The organism is Mycobacterium sp. BK086 (assembly GCA_004362315.1).
Classification (GTDB): domain Bacteria; phylum Actinomycetota; class Actinomycetes; order Mycobacteriales; family Mycobacteriaceae; genus Mycobacterium.
Genome location: SNWL01000003.1, coordinates 1297214 through 1312245, shown reverse-complemented (window position 1 = coordinate 1312245; position 15032 = coordinate 1297214). Strand labels below are relative to the sequence as shown.

Sequence of the window (15032 nt, the reverse complement as noted above, 5' to 3'; positions counted from 1 at the left end):
TCAATACGATCGAGGTAGCGCCAGGGTGTGCTGGGCCACGTAGTTCAGGATCATCTCGCGACTCACCGGCGCAATGCGCAACAACCGAGCCAAACCCCACTGTGGCAGCAGCCCGTACTCGGTGGCCAGTCCGTTGCCGCCGTGCACCTGGATGGCGTGGTCCACGGCCTCCACCGCGGCTTCGGCGGCCGCGTACTTCGCCATGTTGGACGCTTCGCCCGCGGGCAGCCCCTGATCGAAGAGCCACGCGGCTTTCGCCGTCATCATCGCGGCGAGATCCACATTGATCTGGGCCTTGGCCAACGGATGCGCGATGGCCTGATACGAGCCGATCGGCGGCCCCCACACCGTCCGCGTGCGCGCGTACTCGGCGCCCTGCTCGACGGCGTGGCGCCCGACGCCCACGCACACCGCGGCGCCGGTGATCCGTTCGGGGTTCAAACCGTCGAACACCTGCCGGAAACCCTCGTGCTCGTCGCCGATCAGACTCGAGGCCGGCACCCGCACATTGTCGAAGTGCAGCGTGAATTGCTTTTCGGGAACGCTGATCCCGACCGGCAGTCGGTGCTTGACCAATCCCGGTGCATCGGTTGGGACCAGAAAAAGTGATAGGCGCTCCGGTGCCGAGCGGGTGACGACGATCAAGGCACCCGCCTCGTCGACGCCGGAGATGTAGTACTTGGTGCCGTTCAGCAGATAGTCGTTGCCGTCGCGGACCGCGGTGGTGCTGATCTGGCGGCTGTTGGATCCCGCGTCCGGTTCGGTGATGGCGAAGACGACCTTCGTCTCACCGGATGCCATCCGCGGCAACCACTCTCGTCGGTGCTCGTCGCTGCCGTAGCGGCTGAGCAGTTCCCCCGAGATCGCGCTGGAGACCAGCAACAGCAGCAGCGGGCAGCCGCGGGCGGCGGTCTCCTCGCACACGATCGCGAGCTCGGCCATCCCGGCGCCGCCGCCACCGTACTGTTCGGGGAAGTTGATCCCGATGAACCCGTGGGCGCCGAGATCGCGCCACAGCTCCGTGGTCGGCTCCCCGGCGACGGCACGCTCGGCGAAGTAGCTTGCGCTGTAACGGTCGGTGACTGCGGCGACCGCCTTGCGCAGGTCCTGATGTTCTTCTGGCTCGGTGAAGTCCATCAGGGCACCAATGCGTCGGGAATGTCGGTGTGCAGGGCGCGCAGGTATTCGCCGAGCGCCTTGGCCTGCGGATCGGGCCGCGTACACGAGGCCACGCCCTCGCCGAGGAAGCCGACGATCACGAAGTTGAGCGCGCGCAGGTTGGCGAATTCATGACGAAGCACCGTGAAGTCGGCCGATTCGCTCACCAGTTTACGAAAGCGGTCCACGGTGAGATGACTGCGCAGCCATTCCCATCGCTCCTCGGAGTCCGTCCACACCCCGACGTTGGCGTTGCCGCCCTTATCACCCGACCGCGCGGCCACGATGGTTCCCAGAGGACGTCGGGTCGTCGGCCCAAAGTCACTGTGGCGCAGCTCCGGTTGAATCACCTCAGGCAGCGTGCCGTCGGCGGGACCGCTGTGCGGGATGGTTTCGCGCGAGCCGTCGGCATGCACGACGACATGCTGGACGGCCGTGGCGGGCACCACGGTCGGCCAGTAGACGCCGAACTCGCTCGCCGAGGACGGCGGTGATGTGGTGTGGAAGCCGGGAAAGCCGGCCACATAGAGTTCCACCACCGCATTGGAGAACGCCCTGTCGACCTTGGTTCGCTCGCGGTCCTTGACGGTAACCCTCAGGTGCGCCGTCGCTTCCGCCATCGACGTGGGATCCGGCTTGTCGTAACGCAGGAGTTGCATGTCGACCTCGTCGAATTGGTCACGTCCACCGAGCAATTCGAAGAGCTCCTCGACAGCCCACTCGGCCTTTTCTTCGATGTTCAGTCCCGTGACCACCATGGTCATGGCGTTGCGGTAGCCGCCCACGTAGTTCATCGCGACCTTGAGGGTCGACGGTGGTGGCGATCCTGTGGTGCCGCTGACCCGGACCCGGTCCGGACCCTCCTGAGTGACCGTCATGGTGTCGAAGTGCGCCACCACATCCGGGTTGAGGTACCGCGGGGAGCCGACCTCGTAGAGGAGCTGTGCGATCACGGTGCCGGGGGAGACCAGCCCGCCGGTGCCGACCGGCTTGGTGATGACAAAGCTTCCGTCGTAGGCCAATTCGGCGATCGGTGAGCCGGGGTAACGGCGGTCGGCGATCTCCCGCAGTTGCGAGTAGTTGCCGCCGGTGGCTTGCGGGCCGCACTCGATGATGTGACCGGCGGCCACGGCGCCTGCCAAGGCGTCGTAGTCCGTCCGATTCCAGCGGTGCCACCAGGCACCCACTCCGACGACGAGGGCGGCATCGGTCACCCGGCCGGTGACCACGACATCGGCTCCGGATGCCAACGCCGCGGCGATGCCCCAACCGCCCAGATAGGCGTTGGCCGAAACCGGCTGTACGCCGGCGTCATCGAAACTCTGTCCGGTGTCGAGATGGGCGAAGGGCACACCGGACTGGCGAAGTTCCACCAGGTGGGGCATGAGGTCATCGCCTTCGACGTGGGCGACATTCAGGTTGACGCCTGCCTCGGCGGCGACCGATCGCACCGCGTCGGCGAGTCCGGCGGGATTCAGGCCGCCGGCGTTGACAACGATTTTGATGCCTCGCCGAGCGCAGGCCTTGGCGACCTGTTCGAACTGTGTCAGGAACGTTCGTGCATAGCCCGTTTCGGGATTCTTCTGGCGCGCCTTCCATAGGATCAGCATGGTCAGCTCGGCCAGGTAGTCGCCGGTGATCACGTCGATATCGGCCTTGGCGACCAGATCGCGCATGGCGGTGAGTCGGTCACCGTAGAACCCCGAGGCATTCCCGATACGGACGGGTCGGTTCATCGGGATGCTCCGCGCCGGCTCGGTGCGCCCGCGAATGCCTGCGCGATATCCAACCAGCCACGTGCCACGTCGCCTTCGACGACAAGGCCGGTCTCCGTCCAATGGCGCCGCTGGGTGACAGTGAGGACGAAATCCTCAGCGGTACCGGTGATGTGGTTGGCGGTGGCGTCTGGCCCCCACGTCCAGATGTCGCCCTGCGGGGACTGCAGTGCCACGCGAACCTGCTCGTCGGGAACGGGCAATCCATGCAATACATGTGCGAAGTGGAAGGTGGCCACACCCAGGTGGGCGATGCTGCGCAGGCCGGGGCTGGGCGGATGGGTAAGGCCCACGGCGTCATAGACGTCCTGGCCGTGTGCCCACGTTTCCATCAGGCGTGCGGTCGCCGAGGATGCGACGCTCATGTCGGGCCCGAACCAGGGGACACGGCGACGGGGATCGTCGCGGGTGAATTCCTCGATGAGGCTGCGTCGCTCATCGACGAACCAGGCAAGGAGCTCGTCGGGGGCGATGGAGCGATAGTCATCGGCGATGCGGTCGGGGAAGTCCATCCCCCCTGCGATGAGATCGTCTGCCTCAGTGCGGAACTGTTCGGGATCGGTCAAGGCCAGCCTGGTGGCCTTGTCGAAGAACGCCAGATGTGAGATCTGGTCGTGGATGGTCCATCCGGGTGCCGGGGTGGGCTGCGCCCATTGACCGCGCTCCAGCTCTCGCAGGCAGGCGATGAGGGTTTCTGACTCCTGGCGGAAGTCGGCCAGTAGACCCGGATAGTCCAGGCTCATCACTGCCCCTTCCAGACAGGTTGACGCCTGTCCTTGAAGGCCTGCATACCTTCTTGGGCGTCGTCACTGAGATAGACCGGCGCCCAGATCTTTTCCGCGACCTCGAACGCCTCGTCGAGCGGATGTTGCGCGATCAGGCCCGCGGTCTGCTTTCCCGCCGCCACGGACAACGGTGCGTTGGTGCTGATCTGCTCGGCGAGTGCCTGGGTCACGGCGACGAGGTCGGCGGGCTCGGCAAGACGGTTGACGAATCCGATCTCGTAGGCGCGCTGAGCGTCCAGGGGCGCCGCAGTGAGCATCAGTTCCATGGCGATGCGCCGCGGGATCATCGCGGAAAGAGGTGCTGCCCAGGGAGAGCCGCGGCCAACCCGCGCCTCGGTGATCGCAAATGACGCTGTCGTGGAGGCCACGCAGAGGTCGCAGGTCTGTGCCAACAAGAATCCGCCCGCGTACGCCACTCCGTTGACGGCGGCGATCGTCGGTTTGTCGACATCGATGTTGCGGCCGAACTGAGGGACGAAATCGATGGGCGGGATACCGAGTCGCTGCGCCGACATCTCTTTGAGATCGCCGCCCGCACAGAACGCTTTGTCTCCGGCTCCGGTCAGCACCAGGACCTTTGCCGAGTCATCAGTGTTGAACCGGCGCACTCCGTCGAAGAGCCCGTCGCGCACCGACTTGTCGAGACTGTTGCGGGCCTCCGGACGATTGATCGTCAACCACGCGACGCCGTTTCGGACGTCGTACTCGACGGTCATGCCGGTTCGTCCGCGCTGACGACCGCCAGGACCTGACCCGATTCCACCTGATCTCCGGCAGCCACCGAAATCGTCGCGACGATACCGTCGGCCGGGGCACGGACGGTGTGCTCCATCTTCATCGCCTCGAGCACGACCACCGGTGTACCGGCCAGCACGCGACTGCCCTGGATGACCTCGATGCGTACCACCGCGCCCGGCATCGGGGCCACCAGCGAGCCAGCTTCGGCGACCGACGTCGGATCGGGGAACCGCTCGGTCTCGCGCAGCGCCGTCGAACCCAGCGTGCTGTCGACGTAGTGATCAAGCCCATCTCGCACGACCCGGTATTGCCTACGCACCCCGTCGATCTCGGCATCGACGAGAGTGGCTGAGGGACTGTGCAAGCGGACTGCCAACCGCGCCCCCGCCACCGACGCGTCGACCTCGCCGCGGGTGAAGCGGTACGACACGTCGATCTCGGTCTCGCCCACGGTGAAGGCCACCCGCTGGTCCGCGCACGGCAGGGTCCGCCATCCGGACGGAAGCCCGGGCAGCACCGGTGTGGTGGAGCGACGATCGGCCTGGGCGGCCAGGGCGGCCACCAAGGCGTGGACCTGTGCCGTGGCAGCGCCCTCGCCGACCAGGGCGGCCGGGGTGTGCCGATCGAGATAGCCGGTGTCGATCGCGCCGGATAGGAACTCCGGTTCACGCAGGATGCCGATGAGCAGGTCGCGGTTGGTGGCCACGCCGTGCACTCGGGTCTCACTGAGGGCGCGCGCCACCCGCGCGCAGGCCTCGTCGCGGGTGGCGCCGTAGCCGATCACCTTGGCCAGCATCGGATCGTAGAACGTGCTGATCGCCGACCCCGACTCGAATCCGGCATCGATGCGGACACCGGGCAAGTCGGGAAATTCGAGGGTCCTCAGGGTACCCGAGGCCGGAATGAAGCCTGCGGCAACGTCTTCGGCGTAGAGCCGAACCTCGATCGCGTGTCCACGCGGTGCGGAGTCCAGCATCTCGGGTGGCAGCGGCTGCCCGCTGGCCACCAGCAGCTGGGCGCGGACCAGATCGATACCGGTGACCAGCTCGGTGACCGGGTGCTCGACCTGCAAGCGGGTGTTGACCTCGAGAAAATAGAACGACCCGTCCGGTGCCATCACGAATTCGACGGTGCCCGCCCCCTCGTAGGCCAGCGCTTGACCCGCGGCCACCGCAGCCCGCCCCAGTTCGGCCCGCAGCGCGGCGTCGACCGCGGTCGACGGTGCCTCCTCCACGATCTTTTGATAGCGCCGCTGGATCGAGCATTCCCGCTCGCCGAGATGGACGACGCTGCCGTGGCTGTCACCGAAGATCTGCACCTCGATGTGGCGCGGAGACTCGACGAACTTCTCCAGAAACACCGTCCCGTCGCCGAAGGCCGACGCGGCCTCCCGGCGTGCGCTCTGTACTGCCTCGACCAGCGAGCCGGCGTCGGCGACGATCCGCATGCCGCGGCCGCCGCCGCCGAACGCGGCCTTGACGAGGATCGGGTAGCCGATGGCGGCTGCCGCCTCGGTGAGGTGCGCGGGATCGAGGTCGCCACCGCTCTGGACGGTCGCGCCGGGCAGCACCGGGACGCCGGCCGCCGCCATCAGCTCCTTGGCGGCGATCTTGGAGCCCATCGCGGTGATCGCATCGGGGCTCGGCCCGACGAACACGACTCCGGCCGCGGCGCACGCAGCAGCGAAATCGGCGTTCTCCGAGAGGAATCCGTATCCCGGATGGATCGCCTCGGCTCCGGTGCGGGCGGCGGCGGCCAGGACCAGATCACCGCGCAGGTACGTGTCGCCCGGAGCTGTGCCGGGCAGATGAACCGACTCGTCGGCGGCGGCCACGTACGGCATGTTGCGGTCGGCGTCGGAGTACAGCGCGACGGTTGCGATATCCATCTCGCGAGCGGTCCGGATGATGCGGGCGGCGATCTCCCCGCGGTTGGCGATGAGCAGCTTGTGGAACACGGTCCTCACATCCTGAAAACGCCGAAGCCCCGGCGTCCTTCGATGACGTTGGAATGGGCGGCGGACAGGGCCATGCCCAGCGCGGAGCGGGTGTCCCTCGGATCGAGCACACCGTCGTCGTAGATCCGCGCCGACACGTAGAACGAGTGCGATTCGCGTTCGATCTGTTCTTCGATCTCAGCGGTTCGGGCCGCGTCGGCTTCGACGTCGAAGTCGCGCCCGGCCGCCGCGGCCGAGGCTTTTCCGACGATGGACAGGACGCCCGCGAGCTGTTGGGCGCCCATCACCGCGAGCTTGGCGTTGGGCCAGCTGAACATGAAGCGCGGGTCGTAGGCGCGGCCCGACATGCCGTAGTTGCCGGCGCCGAACGACCCGCCCATGTTGACGGTGATGTGCGGGACGGTGCTGTTGGTGACGGCGTTGATCATCTTGGCGCCGTCCTTGATGATGCCGCCCTGCTCGTACTCGGTGCCGACCATATAGCCGGTGACGTTCTGCAGGAAGATCAGCGGAGTGTCCGTCTGGTTGGCCAACAGGATGAATTCGGTTGCCTTCTTGGACTCTTCGGAGAAGAGCACACCGCGGGTGTTGGCCAGGATCCCCACCGGGAACCCGTGGATCGATGCCCAACCCGTCGCGATGCTGGTGCCCCAGCGGGGCTTATACTCGGAAAAGCGGGAGCCGTCGGCGATTCGGGCGATGACTTCCCGCGGATCGAAGGGAACCCGGGAGTCGCCCGAGGCGATGCCGAGCAATTCCTCTGTGCTGTAGAGGGGTTCGTCGGCGGGACGGGTCGGCCCGGGACCCAGCTTGTGCCAGTTGAGGTGGGTGACGATATCGCGGCCGATCCTGATCGCGTCGACTTCGTCGACGGCGAAGTAGTCGCCCAGGCCTGAGACCCGGGTATGCATATCGGCCCCGCCGAGATCCTCGTCGTCGGCATCTTCGCCGGTCGCCATCTTCACCAGGGGAGGCCCGCCCAGGAAGACCTTCGCCTGCCGGTCGACCAGCACCGCGTAGTCACACATGCCGGGCACATATGCCCCGCCTGCGGTGGAATTGCCGAATACCAAAGCGACGCTGGGGATCCCCTTGGCGGACAGCTCGGTGAGCTCGTGGAAGATCCGCCCCGCGGGAACGAACAATTCCGCCTGGGTGGGCAGGTCTGCGCCGCCGGATTCGACGAGGTAGACCACCGGCAACCGGTTGATCCGGGCGATTTCCAAGGCCCGCAAGTTCTTTCGCAGCGTGTAGGGGTTCATCGTGCCGCCGCGCACGGTGGGGTCGTGGGCGATGATCATGCACTCGGTACCGCAGATCACCCCGATGCCGGTCACGATCGCCGCACCGACGTTGAATTCGGTGCCCCAGGCCGCCAGTGCGGACAGCTCCATGAACGGACCGTCGCGGTCCACCAGCAGTTCGATGCGTTCGCGTGCGAGCAGTCGCCCGCGCTCGTGGTGTCGTTGGACGTAGCGCGGACCGCCGCCGGCAGCAACGAGTTCGAGTTGCTCGTTGAGCGCGGCGACGGCGGCCGACTGTGCTTCCAGGTTGCTCAGGTAGGCGGGCGAAGCGGTGTCGACTTCGGTACTCAAGGCCGGCATCAGAATTCCTTGTCGCGGCGGCGGTATCGGAAGGGCCGCAGTCGGATAGTGAACGATGAAACACTAAGTGTGCGTGGGCGGAACTCCAACGGAATCCCGATAGTCACCTCTATCTGGTGAGATAGACGATCCGACGGGGGTAGACGCTTGGCGCTGGTGCTAGTCATTGGTCACTAGGCCTGCCGAATCGTGGCGTGCGGCGGTGTATTGCCCGACGAGGGTGGCGATCAGCTCGGCCGCCGATGTCACAGCGCCGACACCCGACACGCTGTGGCCGGCACTCCAGGCAGTGCTGTTGGACAGCAACCGATCCTGGTTGAAGCCGGTGTCGGGTGAAGCTTCCGGCGGCGCGTCCTGCTCGGCCTTGTCGAGCCAACTGGCGAGCAGGCTGGCGGGGATTCCGCCGACGCGGGTGGACAGCCTGACGTCGTCCAGGCTGGCGGCGACCAGGGCAGCCCGGTAGGCGTCGTCGGCCATGCTCTCGTGGGTGGCGATGAATCGGGTGCCCAGGTACACGAGATCGGCACCGAGGATCTCGGCGGCCAGGATCGATCGACCGTCGGTGATGCCGCCGGCGAGCACTACCGGCCCGGCGTAGAACTCCCGGACCGACCGCACGAACGCGAAGGGGTTGGCCCATCCGGTCTGCCCGCCTGCGCCGGCGGTCAGCAGGATCAGCCCGTCGACGCCCGCCGCCAGCGCGCGCCGGGCGTGATCGATGCTGGCGACGTCGGCATAGACCTGCGCTCCCGCGTCGTGCAGCGGTCCGACGACCGGCTCCGGTGACCCCACGCTGGTGATGACCAGCTCGATGCCATGCCGTTGGAGAATCTCGACGTCGGCCGACAGTCGCCGATTGGAGCCATGGACCACCAGGTTGGCGGCCACCGGCGCGCAGTCGGGCGCCAGGGCGGCGCGGATATGCCCGAGCCAGTCGTCGAGCGCGGCCGAACTGGGGGCGTTGTGGGTGGGGAAGGCGCCGATCGCTCCGGCACGGCATGCGGCGATGACGAGATCCGGCCCGGATACCGCAGTCATGGGGGCTGCGATCGCGGGCAGGGCGAGCCGGTTCTGCCATGGTCGGGGAGTGTGCACTGGTCACCTTTACCGATTGTCGGGATTTAGTGAATGAACAATAACTAACGGGTCAACTCGGGTGGTGCGGCCGACGCGGTCCGTGGGCTCGGTTGGACGCTGATTGCGGGCATATTTTTGAGCGAAAGGGCAGTTGACAAAAGTGATGCAGCTCACGAATGATGTCTGGATTAGTTAATCTGGATCCGCATTGGTCCGGAGACATGCGAGGAGCGCACCCCATCGACACGGATGTTTGGCCCGACTCGCTGGGCGTGGCTCAGCTTGCGGATGAGCTGGCGGAGGTCAGTGCTGCCCGCCTGACGTCGGTGCAGCAATCCAGCGATGCCTCTGCCGGGGCGCTCAGGGGCGTACTGGACGCTCTCGATCGCGTGCGCCAGGAGTCGACGACGGCTTCGGTGCTGGGTGCAGCGCCGCGGCAGCTGTGCGCCAGTGGCGCTTTCGACAGAGTGATGTTGTCTGCGGTCCGCGGGTCGATGTGGTCACCCCAGGCGCTCTACGTCAGGGACGCCGACGGGCAGGTGAGCCTTCAGATCGACGGCGTGATCGAGGATCTCGAGGTCGCGCTGGCCTCCCCGCTGGTCGAGGCCGAGGTGGTTCGGCGCCGAGTGCCTGCCCTGGTCAACGATGCGCAGAATGAGCCGCGCGCCCATGTGCCCCTGATCGAGCGGACCGGCACCCGCGACTATGTCGTGGCCCCGGTGATCGCGATGTCGACGGTCGTCGGGCTCGTGCACGCCGACCGCGTCGCGGGACCGGCAGTCGCCGCGCTGGATCGCGATCTGCTTCGCCTCTACGCCGATGGTGTCGGGGTGGCCTACGAGCGGGCGGTTCTCGCCGATCGTGCTGATCAACAACGGCGCAGTGTCGCCGAGGTCTGCGATGCGGCGGTTCGTGCGCTGGCCGAGATCGACGAGGTGCCCAGCCTTGCTCTCGATGCGGCACCGCGCCCGGTGTCGAATTATGGTGTGGGTGGCGCTGTTTGGGATCGCGGCGAAGTCCGGGAATCCAGCAGGATGTCCCGGTTGACCGCGCGGGAGCGGGAAGTGCTGGCGCTGTTGGCCCGCGGGGCAACCAATGCTCAGCTCGCCGATCGTCTGACGGTCGCCGAAAGCACCGTGAAGTCCCATGTCAAGCACATCCTGCACAAGCTTGGCGCCGGCAATCGCGCCGCCGCCATCGCCTGCTATCTGCGGGAGGCCAAACTCGACGAACGGCGGCCGCGATGAGTGTGTCCCTTGCCAGTGACGGAACACGTTCCGGTTCAGCACGTTCCAGGGCCGACTGGTGGTCCCGAGAGATCGAACTGGTCGAGCGCCTGCGAGTGGCCAGTGAGCACACCCAGACAATTCTCGATACTCAGCTGACCTTGCCTGCTGTCGAATGGGACGTGCCATGGCGGGCAGCGGAATTGATCTCCGCACTGACCCATGCCTGCATCGACCGACTCCGTCGAACTCCTGATGGCGAGGTCAACGCTGCTCGTCAGCTCTGCGACCAGGTCCTGAATCTGCAACAGCTCGCCATGGACTGGTATCTGCATGACACCGCGATGCGCGGGCAGCGGCTGGCCGATTGCGCGGCGGGTCTCACCCGATTGCGGGGCCTGGCCGGTTCGGCCGCGCTCGTCGACAGCGCGTGCGAAGAATTGGTGCTGCGCTGCGGATTTCACCGGGCCGTGCTGTCCAAGGTAGAGAGTCGCAGCTGGAAGCCGCTGATCTTGCACGAGCGCGGCGACAGCGCGAATGCGTCGTGGTTCAGCTCCTGGATCAATCAGCGTGTCCCGCTTTCCGAGACGGCTCCCGAGGCGGAGATGCTGTCCCGGCGACGGCCATCGCTGGTCTATGACACCGCGAATGCTCCGGTGTACCGTCCGCTCATCGTTGCGGCCGGACAGTCCCGTTCCTACGTCGTCGCACCACTGCTTCTCGGCAACGACGTCATCGGGTTCCTGCACACCGACCATCACCCGTTGCCTCGAAGGGTCGACGAGTCCGACCGAGATGTCCTGTGGGCGTTCGCGGATGGCTTCAGCCACATCTACGAGCGGGCGGTACTTCTCGAGCGGCTGCGTGCTCAGCGTGACAGTGTGCGGGAGTTGTTCTTCGGCACGGTCGACAGGATCGACCAGCTCTGCGAATCAGGCCTGGAGTCGGCGCGGGCGTGCGACGAGCCCGACATCGATTCGCCGGGAGGCGCGCCAGGACGAGTCGAGTTGACCGACCGGGAATCCGACGTACTGGAGCTGATGGTGACCGGTGCGACCAATCAGGCCATCGCCGACCAGCTGGTGATCACCGAAGGCACCGTGAAATCACACGTCAAGCACATCCTGCGGAAGTACGGCGCGGTCAATCGGGCGCAGGCCATCGCCTGGGCGCTGCGCGATCGCTGAGATCCTCAGGCGCTCAACGCGGGCAGCACAGCGTCGCGAATGAGCTCAGCGACCCCGGCTGCCCGCGGGATCAACACCGCGCCGTCCGCGATGCCGAGCGCATGGATATCGGCGATCAGCCCTGCCAAGCCCGAGGGCGTTCCGATGTAAAGCAGTGTGTGGCCGGCACTGTCATGTGCCCCACCCGCCAATGCCCGTGCCGTGCGCGCGTCAGCAGCGATGACGACGTCGATATCGGCCACCACGTCGACCCCGGGATGCGCGCGCCGCAGCCGAGCCGACATGCGCCCCATCTCGCCGAGATCAGTTGCCCGGACCCGCTCGACGGCGCCGTCGGTGTCCCAGACGACCCCGCCGGCCAGGAGCACTCCCAAGCGCAGGGGCCGATTCTGGGTGATGTCGATATCGATCCCGACCATGGTCACTGGACAGCCGGATCGATGACGATCGCGAACGCCTTGTTCTCGATCCCGCCTGAGCGGTCCAGTGCGATGAACTTCTCTTCGACGTATTCGTCGATCGCGTGCGGACCACCCTCGCGGCCCAAGCCGCTCTCCTTATAGCCGCCGAACGGGTACGCCGGATGGATGATGTGCCAGTTGTTGATCCACACCGAGCCGGATTCCAACTGCCTTGCGACGGCGAGCGCGCGCTCGTCGCTACCCCAAACACCGGCCGACAGACCATATTTGGTGTCGTTCGCGATCGCGATCGCTTCCTCGACCGAGTCATAAGCGATCACCACTAGCACCGGACCGAAGACCTCCTCGCGGGCGATGCGCATGTCGTTGGTGACGTCGACGAAGATCGTCGGCTCGATCCAATAGCCCTTGTCGAAGCCCGGTCCCGACGGCGCGCCACCGCCGATCGCCGTCGTCGCCCCTTCGTTGGCGGCGATACGGAAGTAGTCGAGGATGCGATCGCGCTGTGTCGCCGAGATGATCGGCCCGACATTCGTCGTCGGCTCGAGGGGATTTCCGAGCGTCAGCGTGGCGGCGCGGCGCACCAGCTTGTCGACGATCTCATCCTTGCGGCTCGCCGGGATCAGCAGGCGGGTGCCGGCCTCACAGGCCTCACCGTTGTTGGCCATGCAGGCGAACAACGCACCGTCGACCGCCATGTCGATATCGGCGTCGTCGAGGATGATGTTGGCGCCCTTGCCGCCGAGTTCGAGAGTCACCTGACGGACCGAGTCAGCCGACTGCCTCAGGATGCTCTTGCCCACCGCGGTGGAACCGGTGAAGGCGACCTTGCGAACCAGCGGGTGCCCGGACAGGTGGGCGCCGACCGGCTCACCATCGCCGGTGACCACGTTCAGCACCCCGGGCGGCAACCCGGCGGACTCGAACTCGCGAGCGAGTTCCAGCGCCAGCAGGGGAGCGTGCTCGTCTGGCTTGAGGACCACCGAATTGCCCGCCACCAGAGCCGGTCCCACCTTCCACACCGTCGTGAGCAACGGGATGTTCCATGGCACGATCGCGGCGACGACCCCGATCGGTTCACGCACGACGATGCCGTCGGCCGCGATCGGCTCGATCGCCGGGCCGGGCGTCTCCCACTGGTATTGCTGGGCGATGGCCGCCAGGTACTGCAGCTGACCGACCGAGAGTCCGACATGCAACGCACCGGTGATGCGGATCGTGGCGCCGTTCTCCAGGGTCTGCAACGCGGCCAGTTCGTCGGTGCGGGCAGCGAGTTTCTCGGCGACGGTATTGATCAGTGCCGCCCGCTCGGCCGGCGGGGTGCGGCGCCAAGTGCCCTCGTCGAACGCATCCTTGGCCGCCGCGACGGCGGCGTCGACATGTTCGATGCCGCCCTTGGCCACGGTCGCAACCAGCTCTTCGGTTGCCGGGCTGCGGATCTCGTAAAGCTCGTCGGCCTCGACCCATTTTCCGTCGATGTACATCGAGTAATGGTTGGGCATGACAACTCCTCTGTATCAACCGATTTGGCGGGTTCGTCCCTGCCAGTAGGGCTTGCGGATGGCCTTCTTGTCGACCTTGCCTGCCGGGTTCAGCGGCAATTCGTCGGTGAACAGGACCGTCTTGGGGGCGGGTACCGATCCGAGCGCGGCCTTCACGTGGTCGATCAGTTCGGTCTCGAGGCCGGCACCGGTGACCTCACCGGTCCTGGCGACCACGACGGCGAGAACGGACTCACCCCATTTCGGGTGTGGCACTCCGATGACCGCGCTCTGCGACACCGCGGGATGAGCGGACAGAACGTCTTCGACCTGACGTGGGAAGACGTTGAACCCACCGCTGACCACCATGTCCTTCTTGCGGTCGACGATGAAGAGGAAGCCGTTCTCATCGAGGTAACCGATATCGCCGGTGTGCACCCACCCGTCGCGCAGCGTTTCGGTATTGCGGTCCGGATCAAGGTAACTCAGCATCTGGCCGAGCTGACGGGAACAGATCTCGCCGGTCTCACCGACGGGCAGGGGATGGTCCTCGTCATCCTGGATGCTGATCTGAACCGGGAACATCGGCCGGCCCGCCGAGGCCAGCCGGGCGGTCCAGCGTTCGTCGTCGATTCGGTGTTCGTTCTTGCGCAGGCACGACACGTAGCCCTGCTCGGTTCCCGCGTAGGTCTGAATGAAGATGGGGCCGAACACTGCAAGCGCCTCGCGCAGCCGTTCAGGCGCGATCGGAGCGCCCGCATAGACCACCGTCCGCAACGAACTCAGATCGAAATCACCTCGGCCTCGGTGGTCAAGGAGAAGGTAGATGATCGTCGGCACCAGGGCGGTGGCGGTGATGCGATGCCGTTCGATGTTGGCCATCAGGCCGTCGACTTCCAGCCCGGGCAGCATCACGTTGGTTCCGCCACGGACGAAGGTGGGCATCACGAAGATCTGGGAGAAGTGAGTCAGCGGGGCGCCGTGCGCGAACACCTCGCCGAATGCGATGTCGCCGATCTCCAGCCCCGCGGAGATGCTGTAGTAGCTCCAGGTGAAGTGAGAATTGACAACACCTTTCGGCTCTCCTGTACTACCGGAGGTGAACAGGACGTAGGCCTCGTCGTGCTCGTCGATGGCCACATCGGGCCGAGCGTCGGGCTGGTCGTCGACAATCGCGTCGAACGCGATCGCGTCCACCTCGATCCGGTCTGGGGTACCGACCCGGATGACGGTCTGCAGCTTGGGCAGATCGGCTCTGATCGCCGCGACCGCGCTCTCGAACTTGGCGTGATAGATCAGTGTGGTCGCGTCGGTGACGGCGAGATTAGACCGAAATCCCTCGGCGGCGGCGCGGGTCGGCATCTGCACCAGCACGCCTCCTGCCGCCCAGATGCCGTGCTGGATGGGAATGAACTCCAGGCAATTGGGCATCAGCAGCCCTACCCGCTCGCCCTTCTGAAGGCCGCAATCGATGAGGGCGCGCGCAATTTGATTGCGCCACTGCTGGAGTCGCCGATAGGTGATGCTGCGATCCGCGTCGATGATCGCGGTCTGGTCGGCGTAGTAGGTGCATGCCCGGTCGAGTACGTCGGGCAGCACCCCCCACATTCCGCGGTGTTCTC

General features: G+C 66.1%; 12 protein-coding genes. 2 read left to right on the top strand and 10 right to left on the bottom strand.

Going from position 1 to position 15032, the window contains the following annotated elements; all coding sequences use genetic code 11:
• From EV580_RS06375 to EV580_RS06345, 7 genes are all read right to left on the bottom strand, one after another.
• On the bottom strand, window positions 1–1137 hold the full coding sequence (locus tag EV580_RS06375; RefSeq protein WP_133690217.1) for an acyl-CoA dehydrogenase family protein: 1137 nt from the start codon (window positions 1135–1137) through the stop codon (window positions 1–3).
• Window positions 1137–2894 carry an acyclic terpene utilization AtuA family protein gene (locus EV580_RS06370; RefSeq protein WP_133690216.1) on the bottom strand — a complete coding sequence of 586 codons (1758 nt, stop codon included), beginning with the start codon at window positions 2892–2894 and terminating at the stop codon, window positions 1137–1139. The genes EV580_RS06375 and EV580_RS06370 overlap by 1 nt, the downstream gene beginning before the upstream one ends.
• Window positions 2891–3676, bottom strand: coding sequence for a TIGR03084 family metal-binding protein (locus EV580_RS06365; RefSeq protein ID WP_133690215.1), 786 nt, complete (start codon window positions 3674–3676; stop codon window positions 2891–2893). The genes EV580_RS06370 and EV580_RS06365 overlap by 4 nt, the downstream gene beginning before the upstream one ends.
• On the bottom strand, window positions 3676–4434 hold the full coding sequence (locus tag EV580_RS06360) for an enoyl-CoA hydratase/isomerase family protein (RefSeq protein ID WP_133690214.1): 759 nt from the start codon (window positions 4432–4434) through the stop codon (window positions 3676–3678). Before EV580_RS06360 ends, EV580_RS06365 begins: the two co-directional genes overlap by 1 nt.
• On the bottom strand, window positions 4431–6413 hold the full coding sequence (locus EV580_RS06355) for an acetyl/propionyl/methylcrotonyl-CoA carboxylase subunit alpha (protein WP_133690213.1): 1983 nt from the start codon (window positions 6411–6413) through the stop codon (window positions 4431–4433). The genes EV580_RS06360 and EV580_RS06355 overlap by 4 nt, the downstream gene beginning before the upstream one ends.
• Before the next feature lie 5 nt (window positions 6414–6418).
• On the bottom strand, window positions 6419–8017 hold the full coding sequence (locus tag EV580_RS06350; protein WP_133690212.1) for an acyl-CoA carboxylase subunit beta: 1599 nt from the start codon (window positions 8015–8017) through the stop codon (window positions 6419–6421).
• A 159-nt stretch (window positions 8018–8176) separates the two neighbouring features.
• Window positions 8177–9112, bottom strand: a complete 936-nt coding sequence (locus tag EV580_RS06345) for an NAD(P)H-dependent flavin oxidoreductase (RefSeq protein ID WP_133690211.1) — start codon at window positions 9110–9112, stop codon at window positions 8177–8179.
• A gap of 254 nt (window positions 9113–9366) precedes the next feature.
• On the opposite strand from EV580_RS06345, the gene EV580_RS34045 reads away from it, so the two are divergent.
• Window positions 9367–10341 (top strand): LuxR C-terminal-related transcriptional regulator, encoded by a 975-nt coding sequence (locus EV580_RS34045; RefSeq protein WP_286171468.1) that lies wholly within the window; start codon window positions 9367–9369, stop codon window positions 10339–10341.
• Window positions 10338–11507 carry a helix-turn-helix transcriptional regulator gene (locus tag EV580_RS06335; RefSeq protein ID WP_133690210.1) on the top strand — a complete coding sequence of 390 codons (1170 nt, stop codon included), beginning with the start codon at window positions 10338–10340 and terminating at the stop codon, window positions 11505–11507. Before EV580_RS34045 ends, EV580_RS06335 begins: the two co-directional genes overlap by 4 nt.
• Window positions 11508–11512: 5 nt before the next feature.
• On the opposite strand, the gene EV580_RS06330 is transcribed toward EV580_RS06335, so the two are convergent.
• The 3 genes from EV580_RS06330 to EV580_RS06320 are packed head-to-tail and all read right to left on the bottom strand — an operon-like array spanning window position 11513 to window position 15018.
• On the bottom strand, window positions 11513–11932 hold the full coding sequence (locus EV580_RS06330) for a hypothetical protein (protein WP_133690209.1): 420 nt from the start codon (window positions 11930–11932) through the stop codon (window positions 11513–11515).
• Window positions 11929–13431 carry an aldehyde dehydrogenase family protein gene (locus EV580_RS06325; protein WP_133690208.1) on the bottom strand — a complete coding sequence of 501 codons (1503 nt, stop codon included), beginning with the start codon at window positions 13429–13431 and terminating at the stop codon, window positions 11929–11931. The genes EV580_RS06330 and EV580_RS06325 overlap by 4 nt, the downstream gene beginning before the upstream one ends.
• A 15-nt stretch (window positions 13432–13446) precedes the next feature.
• The gene (locus EV580_RS06320; protein WP_133691066.1) at window positions 13447–15018 is read right to left on the bottom strand and encodes an AMP-binding protein; all 1572 of its coding nucleotides are present in this window, start codon (window positions 15016–15018) and stop codon (window positions 13447–13449) included.
• Between the last annotated feature and the right edge of the window lie 14 nt (window positions 15019–15032).